The organism is Aquabacterium sp. NJ1, assembly GCF_000768065.1.
Classification (GTDB): Bacteria; Pseudomonadota; Gammaproteobacteria; order Burkholderiales; family Burkholderiaceae_C; genus Aquabacterium.
Genome location: NZ_JRKM01000001.1, coordinates 1056485 through 1080720 on the forward strand (window position 1 = coordinate 1056485; position 24236 = coordinate 1080720).

The 24236-nt window shown below is 63.7% G+C and carries 22 protein-coding genes; 6 read left to right on the plus strand and 16 right to left on the minus strand.

Annotated features, from left to right (window positions below; all coding sequences use genetic code 11):
- The first annotated feature begins 20 nt into the window (after positions 1–20).
- Together JY96_RS04530 and JY96_RS04535 are read left to right on the plus strand one after the other, a co-directional pair.
- The gene (locus tag JY96_RS04530) at positions 21–674 is read left to right on the plus strand and encodes a bifunctional 4-hydroxy-2-oxoglutarate aldolase/2-dehydro-3-deoxy-phosphogluconate aldolase (protein ID WP_035041222.1); all 654 of its coding nucleotides are present in this window, start codon (positions 21–23) and stop codon (positions 672–674) included.
- Between the two features lie 58 nt (positions 675–732).
- Positions 733–1083, plus strand: a complete 351-nt coding sequence (locus tag JY96_RS04535) for a YggL family protein (RefSeq protein WP_035035322.1) — start codon at positions 733–735, stop codon at positions 1081–1083.
- Here JY96_RS04535 and JY96_RS04540 read toward each other — a convergent pair.
- On the minus strand, positions 1070–1909 hold the full coding sequence (locus JY96_RS04540; protein WP_052162138.1) for an EAL domain-containing protein: 840 nt from the start codon (positions 1907–1909) through the stop codon (positions 1070–1072). The two genes, JY96_RS04535 and JY96_RS04540, sit on opposite strands and share 14 nt — an antisense overlap.
- Before the next feature lie 525 nt (positions 1910–2434).
- Between JY96_RS04540 and fic the strand changes: the two genes are divergently transcribed.
- Positions 2435–3553: a protein adenylyltransferase Fic gene (gene fic / locus JY96_RS04545; protein ID WP_035035325.1), complete on the plus strand. Its 1119-nt coding sequence runs from the start codon at positions 2435–2437 to the stop codon at positions 3551–3553.
- A 141-nt stretch (positions 3554–3694) separates the two neighbouring features.
- On the opposite strand, the gene JY96_RS04550 is transcribed toward fic, so the two are convergent.
- On the minus strand, positions 3695–4408 hold the full coding sequence (locus JY96_RS04550; RefSeq protein WP_035035327.1) for an NYN domain-containing protein: 714 nt from the start codon (positions 4406–4408) through the stop codon (positions 3695–3697).
- Between the two features lie 693 nt (positions 4409–5101).
- Positions 5102–6121, minus strand: a complete 1020-nt coding sequence (hrcA, locus tag JY96_RS04555) for a heat-inducible transcriptional repressor HrcA (RefSeq protein ID WP_035035329.1) — start codon at positions 6119–6121, stop codon at positions 5102–5104.
- 92 nt (positions 6122–6213) lie between these two features.
- Here hrcA and JY96_RS04560 point away from each other — a divergent pair, with 92 nt between their 5' ends.
- The 3 genes from JY96_RS04560 to rapZ are packed head-to-tail and all read left to right on the plus strand — an operon-like array spanning position 6214 to position 9854.
- Positions 6214–7116 carry an NAD kinase gene (locus JY96_RS04560; RefSeq protein WP_035035332.1) on the plus strand — a complete coding sequence of 301 codons (903 nt, stop codon included), beginning with the start codon at positions 6214–6216 and terminating at the stop codon, positions 7114–7116.
- A gap of 1 nt (position 7117) precedes the next feature.
- Entirely contained in the window at positions 7118–8851 is a 1734-nt protein-coding gene (gene recN / locus JY96_RS04565; RefSeq protein ID WP_035035335.1) for a DNA repair protein RecN, read from the plus strand.
- A gap of 58 nt (positions 8852–8909) precedes the next feature.
- On the plus strand, positions 8910–9854 hold the full coding sequence (gene rapZ / locus JY96_RS04570; protein WP_035035338.1) for an RNase adapter RapZ: 945 nt from the start codon (positions 8910–8912) through the stop codon (positions 9852–9854).
- A gap of 4 nt (positions 9855–9858) precedes the next feature.
- Here rapZ and JY96_RS04575 read toward each other — a convergent pair whose 3' ends face one another.
- The 13 genes from JY96_RS04575 to JY96_RS04635 all read right to left on the minus strand — a co-directional run bounded on the left by JY96_RS04575 (position 9859) and on the right by JY96_RS04635 (position 24105).
- Entirely contained in the window at positions 9859–10788 is a 930-nt protein-coding gene (locus tag JY96_RS04575; RefSeq protein ID WP_035035341.1) for an SDR family oxidoreductase, read from the minus strand.
- A gap of 24 nt (positions 10789–10812) precedes the next feature.
- Positions 10813–11841 carry an NADP-dependent oxidoreductase gene (locus tag JY96_RS04580; protein WP_035035343.1) on the minus strand — a complete coding sequence of 343 codons (1029 nt, stop codon included), beginning with the start codon at positions 11839–11841 and terminating at the stop codon, positions 10813–10815.
- Between the two features lie 136 nt (positions 11842–11977).
- Positions 11978–12442, minus strand: a complete 465-nt coding sequence (locus JY96_RS04585; RefSeq protein WP_035035345.1) for a PaaI family thioesterase — start codon at positions 12440–12442, stop codon at positions 11978–11980.
- 54 nt (positions 12443–12496) lie between these two features.
- Positions 12497–13291 (minus strand): SDR family oxidoreductase, encoded by a 795-nt coding sequence (locus JY96_RS04590; RefSeq protein WP_035035347.1) that lies wholly within the window; start codon positions 13289–13291, stop codon positions 12497–12499.
- A gap of 12 nt (positions 13292–13303) precedes the next feature.
- Complete coding sequence (locus tag JY96_RS04595) at positions 13304–13585, minus strand: Dabb family protein (RefSeq protein ID WP_035035350.1); 282 nt, start codon at positions 13583–13585, stop codon at positions 13304–13306.
- Between the two features lie 48 nt (positions 13586–13633).
- Complete coding sequence (locus JY96_RS04600) at positions 13634–15529, minus strand: acyl-CoA dehydrogenase (RefSeq protein ID WP_035035353.1); 1896 nt, start codon at positions 15527–15529, stop codon at positions 13634–13636.
- Positions 15530–15591: 62 nt separating this feature from the next.
- The gene (locus tag JY96_RS04605; RefSeq protein ID WP_035035356.1) at positions 15592–16371 is read right to left on the minus strand and encodes a crotonase/enoyl-CoA hydratase family protein; all 780 of its coding nucleotides are present in this window, start codon (positions 16369–16371) and stop codon (positions 15592–15594) included.
- A 146-nt stretch (positions 16372–16517) separates the two neighbouring features.
- A complete protein-coding gene (locus JY96_RS04610) occupies positions 16518–18623 on the minus strand; it encodes a 3-hydroxyacyl-CoA dehydrogenase NAD-binding domain-containing protein (RefSeq protein ID WP_035035359.1) in 2106 nt (701 codons plus the stop codon).
- Positions 18624–18896: 273 nt separating this feature from the next.
- Complete coding sequence (locus JY96_RS04615) at positions 18897–19592, minus strand: ABC transporter ATP-binding protein (RefSeq protein WP_035035361.1); 696 nt, start codon at positions 19590–19592, stop codon at positions 18897–18899.
- A gap of 2 nt (positions 19593–19594) precedes the next feature.
- Positions 19595–20419 carry an ABC transporter ATP-binding protein gene (locus JY96_RS04620; protein WP_052162139.1) on the minus strand — a complete coding sequence of 275 codons (825 nt, stop codon included), beginning with the start codon at positions 20417–20419 and terminating at the stop codon, positions 19595–19597.
- An 11-nt stretch (positions 20420–20430) separates the two neighbouring features.
- Entirely contained in the window at positions 20431–21723 is a 1293-nt protein-coding gene (locus JY96_RS04625; protein WP_035041228.1) for a branched-chain amino acid ABC transporter permease, read from the minus strand.
- 5 nt (positions 21724–21728) lie between these two features.
- Positions 21729–22754: a branched-chain amino acid ABC transporter permease gene (locus JY96_RS04630; protein ID WP_035035363.1), complete on the minus strand. Its 1026-nt coding sequence runs from the start codon at positions 22752–22754 to the stop codon at positions 21729–21731.
- A 106-nt stretch (positions 22755–22860) separates the two neighbouring features.
- On the minus strand, positions 22861–24105 hold the full coding sequence (locus JY96_RS04635) for a branched-chain amino acid ABC transporter substrate-binding protein (protein ID WP_035035365.1): 1245 nt from the start codon (positions 24103–24105) through the stop codon (positions 22861–22863).
- Between the last annotated feature and the right edge of the window lie 131 nt (positions 24106–24236).

Consider the following 24236-nt stretch of genomic DNA (forward strand, 5'->3'; position numbering starts at 1 on the left):
ATACGCACACCACCATCACCATGACCACACCCGCCCCCCTGCCCTCGTTCAAGTCCCGCGTGGTGCCCGTCATCGCGCTCAGCGAGGCCAGGCAGGCTGTGCCCCTGGCTCGTGCCCTGCTGGCCGGTGGCATCGATGTCATCGAGATCACGCTGCGCCACCCGTGTGCGCTGGATGCCATCAAGGCCGTGGCCGATGAGGTGCCTGAGATGGCCTTGGGCGCCGGCACCCTGCTGCAAGCGGCCGATGTCGACAAGGTGATGCGTGCTGGTGCCCGCTTTGGACTGTCGCCAGGCCACACGCCAGACCTGCTGGACACCGTGATCGCGCAAGGCCTGCCCTTCGTGCCGGGCGTGATGACGCCCAGCGAAGTGATGTACGCCCGCAACCGCGGCTTCAAGCTGCTCAAGCTCTTCCCGGCGGCTCAAGCCGGCGGCCAGCAGATGCTCAAGGCCCTGGCCTCACCGATCCCCGATGTGCGCTTCTGCCCCACCGGTGGGGTCAATGAAGACAACTTCACCACCCTGCTGGCCGAACGCAATGTGGCGCTGGTGGGCGGCTCGTGGCTGGCCCCGCTGGCTGACATTGAGGCGGGCCGCTGGGGCCTCATCACGCAACTGGCGCAACGGGCGACCGACAAGCTGGCGGCGGCGGCCAACCTGCCACAGGCTTGATCGGTTTGCGCTCGCGGAGCTTCTATGATGCGAGCCCACTTAGCAACAAGGATCAGTCATGTCCAAACAACGTAGCCGCCGCCAGCGCAAGAAGCTGCACATCGGCGAATTCAAGGAGCTTGGCTTCCTGTTCGAAGCGACGCTCAAGCCTGGCGCCGACGAAAATGCCCTGATCGAAGCCTTCCTCGTGGAAGCCATCGATGCCAATGAGTTGGGCTTTGGCGGATGGGCCACAGGCGGCGCCGTGGAGAAATTCGGGCGCGGCAGCATGACCGAAGAACAACGCCAGACCGTCCTGAACTGGCTGGTCGCACGGCCTGAAATCACGACGCTGTCGGCCACCGGGCTGATCGACATGTGGTACTCCACGTCGGCAGGCGAGCACTTCGCGGCGATCAAGCCCGCGTAAAGGAAAAAGCCCCTGAGCGGTGCAGCGGCTCCGGCCAGGACACCTCGGCTGCCGAGGTGATCGCGCGGAACACGGGCTTGGCGAACAGGAAGCCCTGCATCAGCGTCACGCCTTCATGCAGGAAGAAGTCGCGTTCATCGGCGGTCTCGATACCCTCGGCGATGACCTGGATGCCCATCTCCTGGCAGACGCGCACCATGCCGCGTGCGATGGCCTGGCGTGACTTGCTGACGTTCACGCCGCGCACAAGCGCCATGTCGAGCTTGATGAAGTCCGGCGTGAAGTCGGCCAGCAGGGTGAGGCCGGCATAGCCCGCGCCGAAATCGTCGATCGCGGTCAGGAAACCGTACTGCTTGTATGCCTGCAGGATGGTCGCCAGCCAGGGGCCGTCCTCCACACGCTCACCTTCGGTCACCTCGAAAATGATGTGATCAAGGGGAAAGTTGTGCGCGCGCGCAGCCTCCAGCGTCGTCCGGATACAGACCTCCGGCCTGTAGACCGCGTTGGGCAGGAAGTTGATCGACAGCCGATCCTTCAGGCCAAGTTGCGCTGCAGTCTTGATGGCCTTCACGCGGCAGGCCTGGTCGAAGCGATAGCGGTTCTGCTCCGTCACCTGCGACAGCACCGCCAGCGCCCCCTCACCCGCAGGGCCGCGCACCAATGCCTCGTGCGCATAGGTGCTGCGACCAATCACATCGACGATGGGCTGGTAAGCATAGTCAAACTGAAAACCAAGCGGTTCGGCCGTGCTGCAGGCGCCGCAACCCTTTTCGGGGCCGACATCGAGCTGTGCCGCGTCGGAAGGCGCTGGATGAATCTTGAACATGGCGAGTCCTTGACTGTGGTGGCGGCTTGAGATCAGCGGGTAAGTCACCGCTCACCAAGGCGCAGAGCCCGACCCAGATCGCGACTGCCTGTGAATCTGTACGGTATTGGTTTGGCAAGGCGAAATGAGCAGCCTGGCCATGCCACCAAATGCATGGCCTCGATATCGGCAGAAACGCCTTCGACTTGAGCGAACCCACAGGCTCAGACTTTTTACGTGCCGTTCAGAGTCACGTTTGCGTCATGCTCAACAAAGACAAACGACCTGACATCGCTGCCAGATCGTTGAATTTGTTGGTAGGCCGTGTTGGACTTGAACCAACGACCAAAGGATCATGAGTTGGCGGGCACCTGTTCACCATCCGGTGGGAAATCGCTTGACACGTCGCAGAAACGCGAATCTAGCGACACATTCAGCCAACGTGTCGCCGCTGACGACATGACGTGATAACGTGTCGCCAATTCTGAAAAATATCGACATGATCAAGTTTCGTGTCGCAGTCTGAACCACGAGACCGCCTGGCCCATGAGCGACCCTTTGCCCCCCTGGCGCCCTGAAACGCCCTACAACCAGTTGCCCCCCTTGCCGCCTCGGCATGACATTGAAAGCAAGGCCGTGCTCAAGGCGTGCATCACTGCGCGTGCCGCCCTGGCCGAGCTGAAACAGGCGGCAGAGCTGATCCCCAACCAGACCATGCTGATCAACACGATCCCGCTGCTGGAAGCCAAGGACAGCTCCGAGATCGAGAACATCGTCACCACAACCGACCAGCTGTTCCAGCACGTCCAAGGCGACGGCACGGCTGACCACGCCACCAAAGAGGCTCTTCGCTATCGATCGGCCTTACAGCGGGGGTTCCTTTCACTGAAAGACCGCCCCCTGTGCACCGCCACCGCCGTGGAAATTTGCCGCACCCTCAAGGGTGCAGACATGGACATCCGCCGCACACCAGGCACTCAACTCGCGAACGACCGAACGGGCGAGGTGATCTACACCCCACCAGAGGGCGAGGCACACCTGAGAGACCTGTTGGCCAACTGGGAGCGCTTTCTGCACACCCAGACCGAGCTGGACCCGCTGATCCGCATGGCTGTGGGGCATTACCAGTTCGAAGCCATTCACCCGTTCGTCGACGGCAACGGCCGCACCGGCCGGGTGGTGAACATCCTGTATCTGATCCAGGAAGAGCTGCTCAGCCTGCCCATCCTTTACCTCAGCCGCCACATCATCGCCCACAAGGCCGATTACTACCGCTTGCTGCTGGATGTGACGCAAAAAGAGGCCTGGGAGCCCTGGGTGCTGTTCATGCTCAAAGCTGTTGAAGAAACCTCGCGTTGGACCACGGCCAAGATTGCGGCCATCCGCAAGCTCGCTGACCACACCACCGAGCATGTACGCGCCCACCTGCCCAAGATTTACAGCCGCGAGCTGGTCGATGTGATCTTCGAGCAGCCCTATTGCCGCATCGCCAACCTGGTCGAGAAAGACATCGCCCAACGACAGGCTGCCTCTCGATACCTGAAAGACCTGGTGGAGCTGGGTGTGCTGCGTGAAATGCAGTACGGCAAAGAAAAGCTCTTCATCCACCCCAAACTGATGCAACTGCTGACCCGCGACAGCAATGCCCTCGTGCCTTACGCCTGAGAAGGCTGCCATGAGCACCGCTAACGACAACAAACGCCAACAGCTGATCGACAAGCTGAAAGAGACGTTCCAGATTGACAAGGCCGATCTGGACTTTGACCAAAGCCCCCTTCCTTCCTTTGCTGAATGACCGAACGGCCATCACTTGAGGCGAATGGCAAGGTGGGTGAAGCCAGACACGTCCGTGTTTTCCTTGACCTCAAGATAAGTCTGCTTGCGAACAAGCTCACTCAACTTTGTGCATCCGTAGAGGCGCGTGTCAAACGCCGGATTGTTTTTGGCGATGTGTGAACCCACGGCTGAGAGCGCCCCCCAGCCGCTGTCGCGGGAAATCGCTGCCAAGGCCTGAGTAAAGGCTTCTTTCAGATCTGGAATGTCATCCACCGTCGGCCGACCTTCGGTCGCAGGCGACGCTGATCGCAGTACCTCGAAGTAGATAAACCTGTCGCACGCTGCGCGGAAGGCCTCTGGCGTCTTTTGCTCACCGAGCCCATACACGAGCTTGCCAGCCTCCCGCATGCGGGTAGCCAGGCGTGTGAAATCGCTGTCCGATGACACCAAGCAAAAGCCGTCGACGTTACCGGCATAGAGCAGATCCATGGCATCGATGATCAACGACGCATCGGTGGCGTTTTTGCTCTTGGTGTAGGCGAACTGCTGAATGGGCTGTATCGCATGCCGATGCAACTGATCTTTCCAGCCCACCAGGTTCTGGGTTGTCCAGTCGCCGTAAGCCCGCTTGACCGTGGCGATGCCGAATTTGGCAATCTCTTCCAGCAATGGCTTGATCATGGCTGCCGATGCATTGTCGGCATCGATCAACACGGCAAGCCGGGCGGTGTCGGTGGTGCTCAATTCAATCCCCTATTTGTCCGGCCCTCAGCCTAACCGGGAAGGCGCCCCCCGGGCCACCCGGGTGGGTTGCCGACAACATTCGCCTACCGAGACTGGGACACCCCAGCCCAGGCAGGGCACCACTGAGCCCCACGTGCAACTCGTCAAGCAATCCAGATTGCGTGGAAGCCATAACCTCCAGCCTTCGCCGTCACAACTTGTTGACGCAGGCCTAGGGAACGCGAACGTTGCGCAGCGGCCTGGCCAAGCTTCGCCGGATAGTGCTTGATGCGAATATCAACCAAGGCCACCTGCGTACAGAGCCTGGGGCCGAAAAGCGGGGGAGTGGTAGGCCGTGTTGGACTTGAACCAACGACCAAAGGATTCCGGTTTGTGTCCATTTCTGGACTCCCTGGACTATGCCTTCGCCATGGGCCAAAAGGCCTGAAGGCGGGCGCCGTCTAGTCTCTACACCTTCCCGGTGTTCCGGGCTTGGCTCGGCATTGCCTTGTGCCTTGCGGCCGTCAGGTTTCACCGAATTTGACGCCATTCACGCACCCGGTTTCCCTGGGTGGTGCACAACTTTCGCTATGAGTCCTCTGCTCTAACCAACTGAGCTAACGGCCCACTCGGCGGCGATTCTACCTTGAGCCAGCACGCCCGAGACCGTTGCGCCCCGCCCGTTCACAGCGCGCAGCCAGCCCCAGTCAAAACTTATTTCTGACTCAGCACATTGGTCACCAACCGGGAGGTGATGTCCACAATCTCGATCATGCGGTCGTAGGCCATGCGGGTGGGGCCGATGACGCCCAGCGTGCCGACCACCTGGCCGTTGATCTCATAAGGCGCCGACACGACGGACAGCTCCTCGAAGGGCACGATCTGGCTTTCGCCGCCAATGTAGATGCGCACGCCCTCGGCCCGGCTGGAGCCGTCGAGCAGGCGCATGAGCTGGGTCTTTTGCTCGAACAGGTCGAACATGCGGCGCAGCGAACCCAGGTCGTTGGAGAAGTCCTGCACGGTCAGCAGGTTGCGCTCGCCGGACACGACCAGTTGGTCCGAGTTCTCGGCCATGACCTCGCCGCCGGCCTGCACGGCCTGCTGCATCAAAGTGGCGATGTCGCTGCGCAGCTGGTCCACCTCGCGCTTGAGGCGTTCGCGCATTTCATCGATGCTCAAGCCCGAGTAATGCGCGTTGAGGATGTTGCTGGCCTCCACCAGTTGGGACTGGCTGTAGTCCTGCGCGGTGAAAATGACGCGGTTCTGCACGTCACCATCGGGCGCCACCAGGATCACCAGCACGCGCTTGTCACCCAGGCGCAGGAATTCGATGTGCTGGAACATGGACGCCTTGCGCGGCGCCGTGACCACGCCCACGAACTGCGACAGGCTGGAGAGCATCTGCGCGGCACTGGCGATCACGCGCTGGGGCTGGTCGGGCTGGAGCTGGTCGCGCGCCTCGGCACCCAGGGTATCCAGGGTCACGGGGCGCGACGTGAGCATGGTGTCCACGAACAGGCGGTAGCCCTTGGGCGTGGGCACGCGGCCGGCCGAGGTGTGCGGGCTGACGATCAGGCCCAACTCTTCCAGATCGGCCATCACGTTTCGGATGGTGGCAGCGGACAGGTCCAGGCCCGAGGCGCGCGAAAGCGTACGCGAGCCGACGGGTTGACCGTCGGCGATGTACCGCTCAACCAGCGCTTTCAACAGAATCTTGGCTCGATCATCCAGCATGTCTGGGCATTTTAGTTTGAGCTGTCAAACCTGCCAGCCCCACTCTAGGGGCCCGTCCTTTTTTGACACCCTCGTGTGGTGTAATTCCTCGCATGTCGAGTCTGCCATCTTGTCGTTTCCGCCACGCCGCCCTCGTCGGCAAATACCAGGCCCGCGGCATCCGCCCGGTGCTGGAGGACGTGGCCCATATCCTGGCGCGCGCCGGGCTCGACGTGTCGCTGGAGCGTGAAACGGCCCAGAACACCGGCATGACGGAATACCCGCCCCTGACGATCAAGGAAATTGGCAAGCAATGTGACCTGGCCGTGGTGCTGGGTGGCGACGGCACCATGCTGGCCATCGCGCGCGAGCTGGCGCCGTTCAACATCCCGCTGATCGGCATCAACCAGGGCCGCCTGGGTTTCATCACCGACATCCAGCTGAAAGACATCGCCACCGCCCTGCCCTCGATCCTGGCCGGTCAATATGAAGAAGAGCAGCGCGCCATGCTGGAAGGCGCCGTGCTGCGCCCGATGCGCGGCGCCGGCTTTGAAACCATCTACGACGGCTACGCCATCAACGAGGTGGTGGTGAGCCGTGGCGCCACGGCCAGCATGGTCGAGCTGCGCGCAGAGATCGACGGCCAGTTCGTGGCCAACTACCGCGCCGACGGCCTGATCGTGGCCTCGCCCACGGGCTCGACGGCTTACGCCTTGTCGGCCGGCGGCCCGATCATGCACCCCGGCCTGGGTGGCTGGGTCATCGTGCCGATTGCCTCGCACACCATGTCCAACCGGCCCCTGGTCGTGTCGGACGACGTGACCATCACCATCGAGATCGTGGCCGGCCGCGACGCCAGCATGAACTTCGACATGCAAAGCCTGGCCAGCCTGCTGCACGGCGACCGCGTCACCGTGCGCCGTTCGCCGCACAAGGTGCGCTTCCTGCACCCCAAGGGCTGGAACTACTACGCGACCCTGCGCCGCAAGCTGCGCTGGAACGAAGGAGTCAGTTGAGATGTTGCGCCGCCTGACACTGCGCGATTTCGTCATCGTCACCAGCCTGGAGGTGGACCTCGGCGGTGGCTTCACGGCCCTGACCGGCGAAACCGGCGCGGGCAAATCCATCCTGATCGACGCGCTGCAACTGGCGCTGGGCAGCCGGGGGGATTCGGGCGTGGTACGCGAAGGTGCCGCCCGCGCTGACATCACCGCCGAGTTCGACCCCTCATCCGAACTGGCCGCCCGCCTGGCCCCCTGGCTGGAAGAAGCCGGCTTCGACAACCTGGAAGCCGGCGCGCCCCTGCTGCTGCGCCGCGTGGTCGATGCCCAGGGCAAGAGCCGCGCCTGGATCAATGGCAGCACGGCCACCGTGTCGCAACTGCGCGAGCTGGGTGAGCACCTGGTGGACATCCACGGCCAGCACGCCTGGCAAAGCCTGACCCGTGCCGATTCGGTGCGCGCCCTGGTGGATGCGCAAGCCGGTGTGGACACGCCCGCGCTGCAACAAGCCTGGGCCGCTCGCCGCGAGGCCCAGCGCCGCCTGGACGAAGCCCGCAGCAAACAGGCCGACCTGGACCGCGAGCGCGAGCGCCTGCAGTGGCAGATCACCGAGCTGGACAAGCTTGGGCCTCAGGCCGACGAGTGGGACACGCTCAACGCCGAGCACCAGCGCCTGAGCCACGGCCAGGCCATCCTGGATGCGGCGCGAATGGCGCTGGGCGCCGTGTCTGAAGCCGACAGCAATGCCGAGTCGCTCACCTCGCGCGCCATTGACGCGCTGGAAGAGGTGGCTGGCGTGGAGCCGAACCTGGCCAACGCCCTGGAAGTGCTGCGCGAAGCGCAAGCCCAGCTGCAGGACGCCGCCCACAGCCTCAACAGCGCGCTGCACCACACCGAGCTGGACCCGGATCGCCTGGCCGAGCTGGACAACCGCATGTCGGCCTGGATGAGCCTGTCGCGCCGCTACCGCCGCCCTGCCCCCGAGCTGCCCGCGCTGCTGCAAAGCTGGCGCGCAGAGCTCGCCGAGCTGGACGCTGCTGCCGATCTGGACGCGCTGGAACGTGAGGCCCAACGTGCGCACAAGGCCTGGCTGGACGTGGCCAAGGCCGTGTCCAAACAACGCGCGCAAGCCGCACCGGCCATGGCCCAAGCCGTGACCGAGGCCATGCAGGACCTGGGCATGGCCGGCGGCCGTTTCGAAGTGGCCCTGGTCAAGCAGGATGAGCCTCAGGCTTATGGCCTGGAGAACATCGAGTTCCTGGTGGCGGGCCATGCGGGCAGCACGCCGCGCCCGCTGGGCAAGGTGGCATCGGGCGGCGAGCTGTCTCGACTGGCCTTGGCCATCGCGGTGACCACCTCGCAGCGTGCGGACGAAACCGCGCAGGTCGGTACCCTGATCTTCGACGAAATCGATTCGGGCGTGGGCGGTGCGGTGGCCGACACCGTGGGCCTGCTGATGCAGCGCCTGGGCCGCGAACGCCAGGTGATGGCCGTGACCCACCTGGCCCAGGTGGCCGCGTGTGCGCACCAGCACCTGGTCGTGTCCAAGGCCTTGAGCAACGGCCAGACCGCCAGCGACATCCGCGAAGTGCAAGCCGACGCGCGCGTGCACGAAGTGGCCCGCATGCTGGGTGGCGCCATCACCGACACCAGCCGTGCGCATGCACAAGCCATGCTGCAAACGGCCAGCAAGGCCGACAAGGCCAACGCGACCAACAAGGCGCGGCCGGCACGCAAGGAAGCAGCATGAGCGCCGCACGGCCGCCCGAAGGCGCTCGCACCGCAGTGCGCAGCACGGAGGTTTCCAAATGACCCCATTGGACATCGTCCTGCTGACGGGCATCTCAGGCTCCGGCAAGTCCGTGGCGCTCAATGCGCTGGAGGACGCCGGCTACTTCTGCGTCGACAACCTGCCGCCCGAGCTGCTGCGCGGCATGATCGACTTGGAAAACAAGCGCCCGCCGGAGCTCAAGCGCCGCGTGGCCGTGTCGGTGGACGTGCGCAGCGCGCATTCGCTGCCCAACCTCACGCCCATGCTGAGCGATCTGCGCAAGGAAGGCCACTCGGTGCGCGCGGTGTTCCTCGACGCCAGCACGGACGCCCTGGTACGGCGCTTCTCGGAAACGCGCCGCCCGCACCCGCTGTCACAAGTGGCGAAGGCCCCCAAGCCCGAGCACGACGACAAGGCCGAGCCACGCCGCCGCGCCTCGGACAAGTTCAGCGACAACGACTCCACCGAGCAGGCTCTGATCGACGCCATCAACCTGGAGCGCGAGCTGCTCAGCCCGCTGCGCGACTTCTCGACGGTGATCGACACCTCGCTGCTGCGCCCGGCGCAACTGCGCACCTGGATCCGTAACATCGTGCAGGCCGCCCCCTCGCGCCTGACGCTGGTGTTCGAGTCCTTCGCCTACAAGCACGGCGTGCCCATGGACGCCGACTTCGTGTTCGACGTGCGCATGCTGCCCAACCCCTTCTACCTGAAGGAACTCAAGCCGCTCACCGGCCGCGACCAGCCCGTGATCGACTACCTCGCCGCACAGCCTGAATCAGCCGAGCTGCTCACGCAGATCGAAGCCTTCCTCTTGCGCTGGCTGCCTGCTTTGGAAGGCGACCAGCGCAGCTACGTGACGGTGGCCCTGGGCTGCACCGGCGGCCAGCACCGCTCGGTGTACTGCGTCGAGCAACTGGTGCAGCGCTTCGCACCACGTGGCGTGGTGCTGGCGCGGCATCGCGAGCAGGACGCGAAGTAAGCGATCAGCCTTCCTTGGCCATCGCGTCGCGCAAGGCCTGACGCAACTGCTGGCCGATCTCCGGCTTGCCCGAGAACGGGTCGGTCGGGTTACGGCCCTGCACCACATCTTCCAGACGCGTCTGCACCATGCCCAGTGCTTGCGGGTGGGTGTAGATGTAGAACTGGCCGGCTTCGATCGCCTTGTAGACCAGCTCGGCCGTATCCGTGGCCGTGACCTTGCCCGAGGTGACCGCCTTGGTGCTCATGGCCTGCGCGATCATCTGGCTGGGCGTGGGTTTGCCTTCGCTGCGCAGCTCGGCGGGGCGGTTGCGATGCGACTGGTGGATGCCGGTGGGCACGAAGTACGGACACAGCACCGAGGCGTGCACCTGCTCGGTCACCAGGGCCAGGTCCTGGTACAGCGTCTCGGACAGGCTCACCACCGCGTGCTTGCTGACGTTGTAGGCGCCCATATTGGGCGAGTTCAGCAGGCCGGCCATCGAGGCCACGTTGACCATGTGGCCCTGGTAGCTCGGGTCCTTGCGGGCAGCGGCCAGCATCAGTGGCGTGAAGATGCGCATGCCGTGGACCACGCCAAACAGGTTGACGCCCAGCACCCATTCCCAGTCGCGCTGGGTGTGCTCCCAGATCAGGCCGCCGTGGGCCACGCCCGCGTTGTTGATGACGATGTGCGGCGCACCGAAGCGCTCCATGCACATGTCGGCCAAGGCCTGGATGTCCTCGGCACGTGAGACGTCACCGCGCAAGGCGGCCACCTTCGCACCCGTGGCGCTGAGCTCTGCCACGGCCGCATCCAAGGCATCCTGCTGCACGTCGGTCAGCACGAGGTTCAAGCCACGCTTGGCGCCCAGGCGCGCCAGTTCCAGGCCAAAGCCGCTGCCTGCGCCGGTGATCACGGCCGTCTGGCCTGCTTGCAATTTCAAGTTCGACATCTTCTTGTCCTGCTGTGTGGGGGATCAGATCAGTTTGACCAGCTGTTTGCCGAAGTTCTTGCCCTTGAGCAAGCCCAGGAAGGCCTCAGGTGCGCTGGCGATGCCCTGAGCCACGGATTCGCGGAATTTCATCTTGCCGGTGGCCACCATCGTGCCCAGCTCCATCGTGGCCTCGGGCCAGACGTCGGCGTGTTCGCTCACGATGAAGCCTTCGATCTTCAAGCGGTTGACCAGGATCAGCGCCGGGTTCTGCATGGGCAGGGGCTGGCCGTCATAACCGGCGATCATCCCGCACATGGCGATGCGGCCAAAGGCGTTCATGCGCAGCAGCACGGCGTCCAGGATCATGCCGCCCACGTTCTCGAAGTAGCCGTCGATGCCATTGGGCGTGGCCTCTTTCAGCGCCTTGTAGAAGGCCTTCGGGTCACTGTGCACCTTGTAGTCGATGCAGGCGTCAAAGCCCAGCTCTTCGGTGACATAGCGGCACTTGTCGGCGCCGCCGGCCACGCCCACCACGCGGCAACCACGGGCCTTGGCCAACTGACCCACCACGCTGCCCACCGCCCCACTGGCCGCACTCACGACCACGGTCTCGCCGGCCTTGGGCGCGATGATCTTGATCAGTCCATACCAGGCCGTCACGCCGGGCATGCCGACCGAACCCAGGTAGGCCGACAGCGGGATGTGCGCCGTGTCCACCTTGTGCAGCATGGCGCCCTTCACGCTGGCGTCCACCACCGAGTACTCCTGCCAGCCGCCCATGCCCAGCACCTTGTCGCCGGGCGCGAACTTGGCGTGCTTGCTGGCCACCACCTCACCCACCGTGCCACCGATCATCACGGTGTTCAGCGGCTGCGGCTCGGCGTAGCTCTTGCTGTCGTTCATGCGGCCGCGCATGTACGGGTCCAGCGACAGGTAGTGGTGGCGCACCAGCACCTGGCCATCGGCCAGCTGGTCCAGCGTCGGCACGGGGGCCTCGACCAACTTGAAGTTGTCGACGGTGGCTTCGCCTTGTGGGCGAGAAGCGAGGAGGATCTGATGGTTGAGGGTCATGGAGCTTCTCCTTCAGCGTGGATGCTGGTTTTGGCGGGTGAACGCGATCGGTGCTTGTGATCAGTGGGTGTGATCAATACGTCTGATCTTCAAGAAAGGGCAATGGGCACAAGCGCACAAGGGAACGGATGGGGGCTCAATCAGAGCCAGGCCCATGCAACAAGGGCTTGGCAGCCGGCCGCACTTCACGGTCGGACACCGGCAAGGCGCGCAGGAACTTGAACGTGGCCGTGGCGTGCGCGCACACGCGGCCTTTTGAATCGAGCACCTTGCCTTCGGTAAAGGCCAGCGATGCGGTGGAATGCAGCACATGGCCCACAGCCTTGATCTGGCCAAGGCCGGGGCGCATGAAGGTGGTCTTCATCTCGATGGTGACGAGGCCGGGCCCACCATCAGGCTGGTCCAGGTTGAGGCTGCGCGCGGCGTGCGCCATGGCCACGTCCAGCAAGGTCATCATCAGGCCGCCATGGGCCACGCCAAACGAGTTGGTGTGCTGGTCCTGCACATCGAGCGTGATCTCGGCTTCGCCGTTTTCGTAGCGCTGCATCTCGCAGCCGATCTGCTCGATGAAAGGAATGCGAACCGCAAAGGGAATGGCCATGTCAATCCTTGCTGAAAACGCGCGCGGGTCTTGGGTACATCATCCAGCGCACCCTCAACCAATAAGCGCGCTGACGCCGCCGTCCACCGCCAGGATCTGCCCGGTGATGTGCTTGCCCGCATCAGACGCGAACAGCAGCGTGGCACCCTTGAGGTCTTCGTCGTCACCCACACGCAGCAGCGGCGCGCGGTTGGCAATGGTTTCCTCGCCGACCATGGCCAGCGTACCAGCCGTCATCTTGCTTGGGAAGAAGCCCGGTGCAATGGCGTTGACGCGGATGCCCAGGTGCCCCCATTCGCAGGCCAGCGCCCGCGTGAAGTTGATGACCGCGCCCTTGCTGGTGTTGTAGGCGATGGTCTGCATGAAAGGCGGGTTGCCGCGCAGGCCGGCGATCGAGGCCACGTTGATGATGCGCCCCTGCTTGCGCGGGATCATGCTGGCCTTGGCAATCGCCTGCGACAGCAGGAAGTAGCCACGCACATTGAGGTTCATGACCTTGTCCCACGCCTCGACCGGGTGCTCGGCGGCGGGTGCGCCCCAGGTGGCGCCGGCGTTGTTGATGAGGATGTCCACATCGCCCACGCGTTCCAGGGTTTCGTCGGCCAGGCGCTGGATGTCTTCGGCCTTGCCCGCGTCTGCGGCAATCCAGCGCGCGTCGATGCCGGCATCCTGCAAGGCCATCACGGCCTGCTCCAGGTCAGCCGACTTGCGCGAGCTGATCACCACCTTGGCACCGGCTTCGCCCAGCGCATGGGCCATCTGCAGGCCCAGGCCGCGCGAGCCACCGGTGATCAGGGCCTTCTTGCCGGTCAGGTCGAAGAGTTGTTGAACCTTGCGTGCGTCGCTCATGCTGACCTCGGCTCAAACGTTGAAGTCAACCACGTGGCGGGTGGCCGCCATCTCGCGGATCTGCGCCACCACGCCCTGGTGATGCGGGTGCGGGATGTAGGCCGCCAGCGCATCCTTGGTCTCGAAGGTGGACACGAGCACCACGTCGCAATTGGCCTCCAGGCCTTCGGTCTTGATGCCGACGTCGAACTCGTACATGCCGGGCACGAGGCCCTTGCAGCTGTCCAGCAGGGCCTTGACCTTGGGGGCGTCTTCGGGGCGCTTGAGCGTCCACATCACGATGTGTCGGAGCATGTTGGTCTCTTTCGATGTTGTTGGTTTGAACCGGTGATTGGGTGAGCCTCAGAACCAGTCGGCCTGAGCCTGTGCACAGGTCAGGTCTCGCCTGGCGACCACGCCCAGCCAGGCATCGATCTTGGGCAGCTCGAAGTTGAAGAAGTAATTGGCGGTGGCCAGCTTGCCCTTGAGGAAGCCGGCGCCCAGCGGGCTCTTGTCCCAACTGTTTTGATCTTGACCCTTGGCCTGCGCAGCCTTGGCGGCCAGCGCCAGCTCCAGCCAGATCCAGGCCAGCACGGTGTGACCAAAGGCCTGGAGGTAAGGCGTGGCATTGGCCAGCGCTTCTTCAGGCACGCCTGTGGACCAGGCGGCCTTGGTGGTGGCGCCGATCTTCTGCAGCGCTTGCGCCAGGGCATTGGCGTGCACCGCCAGGCCATCCACATGGCCCGCCTTCTGGATGGTCTCGCTGATGCGCTCGGCCAGCACGCTCAAGGCCTTGCCACCGTTCATCACCACCTTGCGGCCCAGCAGGTCCAGACCCTGGATGCCATGCGTGCCTTCGTGGATCATGTTGAGGCGGTTGTCACGCCAGTACTGCTCGACCGGGAAGTCACGCGTGTAGCCATAACCACCCAGGATCTGGATGGCCAGGCTATTGGCCTCTTGTGCCCATTCGCTGGGCCAGCTCTTGGCGATCGGCGTGAGCAACTCCAGCAGCAGGCCTGCCTTCTCGGCTTCCTCGCCGGTGCCGGTGTGTTCGTCGTCCACCAGTTGCGCACACAACAGGCCCAGGGCCAGGCCACCTTCGGCAATGGCCTTTTGCATCATCAGCATGCGCTTGACATCGGTGTGCTCGATGATGGGGATCTGCGGTGCGGTGTGGTCCTTGCCGCCTGCGCCCCCACCCACAAGATGGCGGCCTTGCGGGCGTTGCTTGGCGTATTCCAGCGAAGCCTCATAACCGGCGTAACCCAGCATGGTGGCGCCAATGCCCACGCTGATGCGGGCCTCGTTCATCAAGGTGAACATGCACTTCAGGCCTTCGCCCTGCTTGCCGATCAGGTAGCCCACTGCCCCGGCCTGGCCATTGACCGGGAACTTGCCTTCGCCGAAGTTCAGCAAGGTGTTGACGGTGCCGCGGTAGCCGCACTTGTGGTTCAGGCCAGCCAGGGCCACGTCGTTGCGCTGCTGAGTGATGCTGCCGTCTTGCTTGACCAGCTTGCGCGGCACGATGAACAGCGAGATGCCCTTCACGCCCGGGATGGTCTTGCCATCTTCACCGGGGATCTTGGCCAGCACCAGGTGCACGATGTTCTCGCCCATCTCGTGCTCGCCGCCCGAGATCCACATCTTGTTGCCGGTGAGGCGGTAGCGTGGGCCCAGGCTGTCTTGCGCCCAATCGATGCCGCTGCCATCGCCTTTGACGTCAGGCACGGCCTTGGTGGCGATGTCCGACAGGCTGGAGCCGGCCTGGGGCTCGCTCAGGCACATGGTGCCGAAGGTGCGGCCTTCAAAGCCGCCGCGCGCGAACACGTCGATCTGCTTGGGGGAGCCATGCGCCAGGATGGTGTTGGCATTGCCACGCGTGAGCATGGGGTAGGCCGCGAGCGACACGCTGGCTTTGTAGAAAAAGCTCATCGAGGCGATCTCGACCACCGTGGGCAACTGCATGCCGCCGATGTCGGCATCCTTGCTGCCGGCCATCAGGCCCGAGTCGTTGAAGGCCTGCATGGCCTGTGGCGTCTCCTTGGGCAGGGTCACCGTCACGCCGTCGAACTCGGGCTCGTGCACATCGGTCAGGCGGTTGAAGGGGGCGAACTGCTCGTTGGCGATCTTCTCGCTCAAGTCCAGCACGGCGGTGAAGGTTTCGCGGTTGTGCTCGGTGTGGCGTTCACGCTGACACAGGCCTTCGGCGTTGAGCCAGTCGTACAACAGGAAATCGATGGTGGCGCGGTGGGTCATGGGGTCAACTCAGCAATCAATGGGGTCAAACGAGATCAAAGCGTGGGGCAGTGAAACGGCCTTCAACGGCCCTTGAACACGGCCTCGCGGCGCTCCAGGAAAGACTGGATGCCCTCCAGGGCGTCCTCGCTTTGCATCACGGGCAAGAGGTTGGGGAACAAGGCCTTGGCTGCGGCGGCTTCGCCCTCGTTCCAGGCCAGGCGGGTGGACTTGAGCACGTTCTGCACGCCCAGCGGCGCGGCCTTGGCGATCTGCTCGGCGATCTCGCGGGCCTTGGCCAGCTGCTGGCCGGCCGGCACGACCTCTTGCACCAGGCCGGTCCGCAAGGCCTCTTCGGCGTACCAGTATTCGCCCGTCAACAGGTAACGTTGTGCGGCGCCCCAGCCCATCTGGCGGGGCAGGCGCAGCGTGGCACCACCACAGGGGAAGATGCCGCGCTTGACTTCCAGCATGGCGAAGCGCGTGTTGTCAGCCGCCACGCGCACCTCGGTGTTGAGCATGATCTCCACGCCCCAGGTGAAGCAGTTGCCTTGCACCGCCATCACCACCGGCTTGCTGTGGCGCTCACCGCTCAGGCCGAAGGGGTCGATCTCGCCCTCGCCAATCTCGAAACCCCTGCCATTACCGAAGATGGGCGCCCACTTGTCCAGCTCCACGCCGGAGGTCATGTGCGCGCCTTCGCCATACAGCAGGGCCACGCGCAGATCGGGGTTGCGGCTCAGCTCGCCATAGGCCTTGGCGATGTCGTGGTACATCTCGGGCGACAAGGCGTTGTGCTTTTCAGGGCGATTGACCTTGATCTCCAGGATGTGGCCGACCTGGCTGGTTTCGATGTAGGACATGTCGAATCTCGCTGTCTGTTCAGGCACAAAAAAAGGCCCGCACGGCAAACGCCATGCAGACCTCAGGTTCAGATCATCTGATCCAGGTGTTCATGTTGTGGCTCAATCGGCGACCGATCGGCTGATCCTTGGCGTAGTGCCTTGGATCAGGCCTTGCCGCCCGTGAAGGTCTTGCCTTCGGCTGCCAGCTTGGCCAGCAGCGGTGCGGGCGTCCAGAAGGCGGGGTCGCCATTCGGGTTGGCCGCGTAGCCCTTCATCAACTCGACCACCTTGGGCAGGCCGATCATGTCGGCATACAGCATGGGGCCACCACGGTAAACCGGGAAGCCATAGCCCGTCAGGTAGACCATGTCGATGTCAGAGGCTTTGGACGCGATGCCTTCTTCCAGGATCTTGGCGCCTTCGTTGACCATGGCCAGCACCAGGCGCTGCACGATCTCATCGTCACTGATCGCGCGAGGCGTGATGCCCTTGTCGGCACGCACCTTGTCGATGCAGGCTTGCACTTCCGCAGAAGGCACGGGCTCGCGCTTGCCGGCTTCGTAGTCGTACCAGCCCTTGCCCACTTTCTGGCCGAAGCGGCCCAACTCACAAATGGCATCGCCCACGGGGCTGTAGATCACGTCGGGCTGCTCGATCTTGCGGCGCTTGCGGATGGCATAACCAATGTCGTTGCCGGCCAGGTCCCCCACACGGAAGGGGCCCATGGCCCAGCCAAAGGCCTCTGCGGCCTTGTCCACCTGCTGCACGGTGGCGCCCTCTTCCACCAGGAAGAAGCCCTGGCGCACGTACTGCTCGAACATGCGGTTGCCGATGAAGCCATCGCACACGCCCGAGACCACAGCCACCTTCTTGATCTTCTTGGCCACAGCCATCACGGTGGCCATCACGTCCTTGGCCGTGTGCTTGCTGCGCACCACTTCCAGCAGGCGCATCACATTGGCGGGGCTGAAGAAGTGCAGGCCGACCACATCGGCTGGGCGCTTGGTGACTTCGGCAATCTTGTCCACGTCCAGCGTCGAGGTGTTGGACGCCAGGATGGCACCGGGCTTCATGATGCTGTCGAGCTTGGTGAAGACCTGCGACTTCACGCCCATGTCTTCGAACACGGCCTCGATCACCATGTCGGCCTGGGCGATGTCGTCATAGCTCAGCGTGGTGGTCAGCAGGCTCATGCGCTGCTCGTACTTCTCTTGTGCCAGCTTGCCCTTGGCCACTTGCGCTTCGTAGTTCTTGCGGATGATGCCCACGCCGCGGTCGATGGCATCGGGCTTCATCTCCAGCAGTGTCACGGGGATGCCGGCATTGAGGAAGCACATGGTGATGCCGCCGCCCATGGTGCCGGCGCCGATCACGGCCACCTTCTTGATGTCACGCAGGGGCGTGTTGTCTGGCACATCGGGGATCTTGCTGGCGGCACGCTCGCCAAAGAAGGCGTGGCGCAGGGCGCGGGCCTGGTCGCTGGTCACCAGCTTGGCGAACACGTCCTGCTCATAAGCCAGGCCGGCATCCAGATCCAGCCTGGTCGAGGCTTCCACGCAGTCCACGCAACGTTGTGGCGCTTCGAGGTTCTTGCGGGTCTTGGCCAGATCCGCGCGGGTCTTGGCGAACAGCTCGGCGTCGGCAGGCGCCGCCACGCTCAACTGGCGCACGGAAGGCAGCGGGCGCACGGCGGCCACGTCCTTGGCAAAGGCGATGGCGGCGGCCAGCAGGTCGCCGTCCACCAGCTTGTCGAACAGCTTCTGGCCAGGGGCCTTGGCCAGCTTCTCGCTGGGCACCGAGGCGCCGGTCGTGATCATCTGCAAGGCGGTTTCCACGCCCAGCACGCGCGGCAGGCGCTGCGTGCCACCGGCGCCCGGCACGATGCCGATGTTCACCTCGGGCAGCGCGATCTGCGTGCCCGGCGCCACAAGGCGGTAGTGGCAGCCCAATGCCAATTCCAGGCCGCCCCCCATGGCCACGCCATGAATGGCCGCCACCACAGGCTTGCCCGATTGCTCCACTGCCGTGATCGCGGTGTGGAAAGACGGCTCGGCAGCCATCTTGGCCGTGCCGAATTCGCGGATATCCGCCCCGCCGCAGAACACCTTGCCCGCGCCCGTGATCACGATGGCCTGCACGGCGCTGTCGGCATTTGCCTTGGCGATGCCATCCACCACGCCGGCCCGCGTGCTCTGCCCGAAGCCGTTGACAGGCGGGTTGTCCAGCGTGATGACGGCCACGCCGTCGGTGACTTGGTAGGAGGTGCTCATGGCGATCTCGTTGGCGAATGTTGAGAAGAAAACGGGCGATCCGGGTCGCCGATCAATTCTGACAAGAAGTCTTGTAAGAATAGACGAACATTGTGGCACCAGCGCTGTAAAGGCGATGCCGGCATGGGGAAAATACCTCATCCCTCAGGGATTCCGGTCGCGTCGACCTGCCGCCTCAGGCCCCACGGGTACAACGGACAAGGGGCGCACCTGCCCTGATGCGCCCACAGGCTCCAACCACAGGAACAGGCGGCAGGCCAGCCAGGCGGTGGCTCAGACCTCCAGCCACTCCTTGCGGGTGTACTGGTCGGCACGCAGCTCATCGGGCGTACCGTGGAACACCACCTCGCCATGCCCCATCACGTAGCAGCGCTGCGAAATGTCCAGGGCGATGGTGAGCTTCTGCTCCACCAGCAGCACGGCCAGTCCTCGCTTCTGCAGCTCCTTCAGGTACTCGCCCACCAGCTCCACGATCTTGGGCGCCAGGCCCTCGGTGGGCTCGTCGATCATGATCAGGTCGGGGTCACCCATCAGCGTGCGACACAGCGTCAGCATCTGCTGCTCGCCGCCGGACATCACGCCGGCCTCCGTGTGCTGCCGTTCCTTGAGGCGCGGGAACATCTGGTACATGTCGTCCAGGCTCCAGCGGCTGTTCTTGTGGCCGGACTTCATGCCCAGCTTGAGGTTCTGCTCGACCGTCAGCTTGGGAAAGACATCGCGGCTCTCGGGCACATAACCCAGGCCGCGTCTGGCCACGTCATACGTCTTGTGGCCCAGCAGTTCTTCGCCCTTCCACTTCACCGAGCCCTCGCCGGTGACCAGGCCCATGATGGTCTTGATCGTGGTCGATCGCCCCGAGCCATTGCGCCCCAGCAGGCTGACGATCTCGCCCGGGTTGACCTCTAGGTCCACCCCGTGAAGGATGTGGCTCTTGCCGTAAAACGCGTGCAAATCCTGAATGCTCAACATGGTCAGACTCCCGCCTCGGCGGCCTGGTTTTGCGCCAACACCGAGCCCAGATAGGCCTCCTTGACGCGGTCATTGGCGCGCACGGCCTCAGGCGTATCGAAGGCGATCACCTCGCCATACACCAGCACCGCGATGCGGTCAGCCAGGCCAAAGACCACACCCATGTCGTGCTCCACCGTCAGCAGCGTCTTGCCCTCGGTCACCTCGCGGATCAGTTTGACGAAGTTGGCCGTCTCGGACTTGCTCATGCCGGCTGTGGGTTCATCCAGCAGGACCACATTGCCACCGCCGGCAATCGTCACCCCCACCTCCAGCGCACGCTGTTCGGCATAAGTCAGTTGCGAGACATGCACATCGCGCTTGCGCCGCAGGCGGATCATGTCCAGCACCTCTTCGGCCCGGGCATTGACATGCTCCATGCGAGAGAGGAAACGCCAGAAGGTGTAGCGCTCGCCCATGGACCACAACACCGCGCAGCGGATGTTCTCGAACACGCTCAGCCGCGGGAACAGGTTGGACACCTGGAAGCTGCGCGCCAGGCCGCGGCGGTTGATGTCATAAGGCGTGAGCCCGTGGATGGGTTCGCCATTGAGCAGGATCTCGCCGCTGGTGGGTGCCATGCGCCCACTGATCAGGTTGAACAGCGTGGACTTGCCCGCGCCATTGGGCCCGATCAGCGCCACGCGCTCGCCAGCCTTCACGGCCAGTTCAGCACCGCGGATGATCTCGGTCTTGCCAAAGGACTTGCGCACCTGGCGCAGTTCCAACGCCATGCCTTTTGGGGACGTGTCGGCAGAGGTGTTGGCAGATGTGGAATGCTTGCTCATGTTCGTCTGCCTCACAGCGCGGGGGTGCGCGCGATCTGCGCCTCGATGTCTTCCTGGATCTGGTTCCACAAGCGCGAGAAGCGCCTGCGCACCAGCTCGAACAAGCCCACACCCACCACGAGCATGAGCACCGCCAGGCCCCAAGTCGTGCTGCTTTGCGTATCCAGGCTCACGCCAGCGAAACGCATCACAGGGCCCAGCGCCTCATCCAGCTTGATGTGGTAGACCATCTCCACCATGGCGGCAAAGGGCAGCACCACCAGCGTTGCCGTCACAGCCAAAGCCGCGTACACCCCCCACAGGCGCTTGAGCATGCCGTAGCCCGCCAGGCGCACATTCATCATCAACAGGCTGGCAAAGCCACCCGGGGCGTACATCACCATGAACAGGAACAGCAGGCCCAGGTACAGCAGCCAGGCCTTGGTCAGCTCCGACAGCATCACCATGGCAAACACCATCAGTACCGCGCCGATGATGGGCCCGAAGAAGAACAGCGAACCGCCCAGGAAGGTGAACAGCAGGTAGGCGCCCGAGCGCTGCGCGCCCACCACCTCGGCCGTCACGATCTCGAAGTTCAGGGCATACAAGCCACCCGCGATGCCGGCAAAGAAGCCCGCGATCATGAAGGCGATGTAGCGCACCCGCTGCGTGTCATAACCAATGAACTCGACACGCTCGGGGTTGTCGCGCACCGCATTGAGCATGCGCCCCAGCGGCGTCTGCGTGAAGGCGAACATCAGCACCGTGCAGATGAAGCAGTACACGGCGATCAGGTAATACACCTGGATCTGCGGCCCGAAGGTGATGCCCATGACGGGCTGGCCCACCACGCGGTTGCTGCTGATGCCGCCTTCACCACCGAAGAACTCCGGCAGCATCAGCGACATGTTCCAGACCAGCTCGCCCACACCCAGCGTGATCATGGCAAAGGTGTTGCCTGACTTCTTGGTGGTGACCGCGCCCAGCAAGGCGGCCATCGCGAGGCCACCCAGCCCGCCGATCAAAGGGATCAGGCTCACCGGGATGGACCAGTCGCCCGCACCCACCTTGTTGAGCGTGTGAATGGCCGCGAACGCGCCCAGGCCTGAATAGACGGCATGCCCGAAGCTGAGCATGCCGCCCTGCCCCAGCAGCATGTTGTACGACAGGCAGACGATGATGGCCGTGCCCATCTGCGTGAGCATGGTCAGCGACAGGCTGCTCTTGAGGAACATGGGCGCCACGAACAGCACCAGGGCAAAGGCCGACCACAACAGCCAGCGACCCAGGTTCAAGGGACGGAATCGGTAGACGTTACTGGTCATGTTCTTCACTCCTCACGTGTACCCAACAAGCCCTTGGGCCTGAAGATCAGGATCAGCACCAGGAGGAGATACGGCAGGATCGGCGCCATCTGCGACACCGTGATCTTGAGCAGCGGGTAGGACCAGTGCTCGTAATTGACCGTCTGACCGTGGCTTTGCATGAACGAGGCCACCGACACATCGGCCACCACGGCAAAGGTCTGCAGCAGGCCGATCAGCAACGAAGCCAGGAAGGCGCCAGCCAGTGAGCCCATGCCGCCTACCACCACGACCACGAAGATGATGGCCCCCACAGAGGCGGCCATATTGGGCTCGGTCACGAAGGCGTTGCCACCAATGACACCGGCCAGCCCCGCCAAGGCACAACCGCCGCCAAACACACCCATCATCACGCGCGGCACGTTGTGCCCGAGCGCCTGCGCCATGTCAGGGTGCGTCAGCGCGGCCTGGATGATCAGGCCGATGCGCGTGCGGGTCAGCAGCAACCACAAGACACCCAGCATGAACAGGGCGACCAGGGCCATGAATCCACGGTAGATCGGGAACTGCGTGCACGAATTGCCGGCCTCAGGGCCACAGATGGTTGGATCACCCGCGCCCATCAGGAACTGGAGGCCGTGCCCCTTGACGTTGGCAATGGTGAACAACGGGCCGCTGAGCACATCAGGGATGCGGTAGTCCACATTGGCCGGCCCCCAGATCAGGCGCACGCACTCGAACACCACATAGGACAAACCGAAGGTGACCAGCAGCTCCGGCACGTGCCCATAAACGTGGACCTTGCGCAAGCTGTAGCGCTCGAAGGCGGCCCCCAACAGGCCCACCAGCAAGGGCGCCAGGATGAGCGCAGGGAAGAAGCCCACCAGCCCCGTGATCACGTAAGCGAAGTAGGCACCCAGCATGTAGAAGCTGGTGTGCGCGAAATTGAGCACACCCATCATGCTGAAGATCAGCGTCAGCCCGGAGCTGAGCATGAACAGCAGCAGCCCGTAGCTGATGCCGTTCAGAAAGAAGACGACGAAGGTTTCCATCAGGCGCGGCGCATGCGTGACACGTGAGCAGGCGCTGCGCCACCTTGCCTGCCCGGACTCAACAACCCGGCCACCCCATGAAGCGAGGTGGCTCGGGCTGCCCACATCACGAAGGACGCTTCATCTGGCAGGAGGTCGGCGTGCTCGACACATACGCGTCGAAGGATTTGACCGGCACGAAGGTCATGCCCGTCTTCTCGACGTCATAACTGTTCTTGGCATCCACCGGCGCCCACTTGGCGATGAACAGTGGCTGCTGCAGCTGGTGGTCGGTCTTGCGCATTTCCACTTCGCCGTTGAAGCTCTTGAACTTCAGGCCCTCCATGGCCGCCGCGACCTTGAGCGGGTCGGTGGACTTGGCCTTGGCCATGGCATCAGCCAGCATGGCCAGCCCCGAGTAGGTGGCAGACGAGTAGAAGTCGTCATTGAAGCGCTTCTTGAACTCGCTGACCAGGCTCGCGTTCAGGCCGGGCATGTTGTAGTGGCCATAACCCACCTGGTAGACGCGCCCATCAGCGGCCTTGCCCAGCGCGGTGGGGGTGCCACCGAAGTTCGCGTAGTAGGTGTAGAACTTGACGTTGAGGCCCGCTTCGTTGGCGGCCTTCACCAGCAAGGCCAGATCGGACCCCCAGTTACCCGTGATCACCGTGTCCGCGCCGGAGGCCTTGATCTTGGCCACATACGGCGCGAAGTCGCGCACCTGGGCCAGCGGATGCAGGTCGTCGCCCACGATCTGGATGTCCGGGCGCTTGCGAGACAACATGGTCTTGGCGAACTTGGACACCTGCTGGCCGTGCGCGTAGTTCTGGTTGATCAGGTAGACCTTGTGGACGTCCTTTTGCTCCTTGATGAAGGTGGTCAGCGCTTCCATCTTCATGGAGGTGTCGGCATCCAGACGGAAGTGCCAGTAGCTGCACTTGCTGTTGGTCAGATCAGGGTCCACCGCGGCGTAGTTCAGGTAGACGATTTCCTTGCCGGGGTTGCGCTCGTTGTACTTGTTGACGCCATCCACCAGCGCCAGGGCAGAGCCCGAACCCAGGCCCTGCACCACGTAGCGGATGCCCTGGTCGGCCGCCGACTTCAAGGCGTTGAGTGTTTCAGCAGGGCTGAGCTTGTTGTCGATGCTGACGATCTCGAACTTGACGCCCGCCGGGTTGTTGGCGTTGATCTTCTCGGCCACGAACTGGAAGCTCTTGACCTGGTTCTGGCCCACGCTCGCCATCAGACCCGACAGCGGGTCGATCCAGGCGATCTTCACCGTTTCGCCCTTCTGGGCAAAAGCCGCGCCTGCAGTAAGGCTGGCAGCCACCAACAGACTCAGCGTGCGAACTTGGGGAACTTGGAAGCGCATGAGGATCTCCGTGTCGTGTTGAAACGTAAGCAAACTCAATTTACCCCCCTGACTTGAGGGTGCCAGTCAGGGATGACCCGCATCCCGTCCGCCTCGCGCCTAAACGCGCCCAAGCGCGGTCAACACGCGCC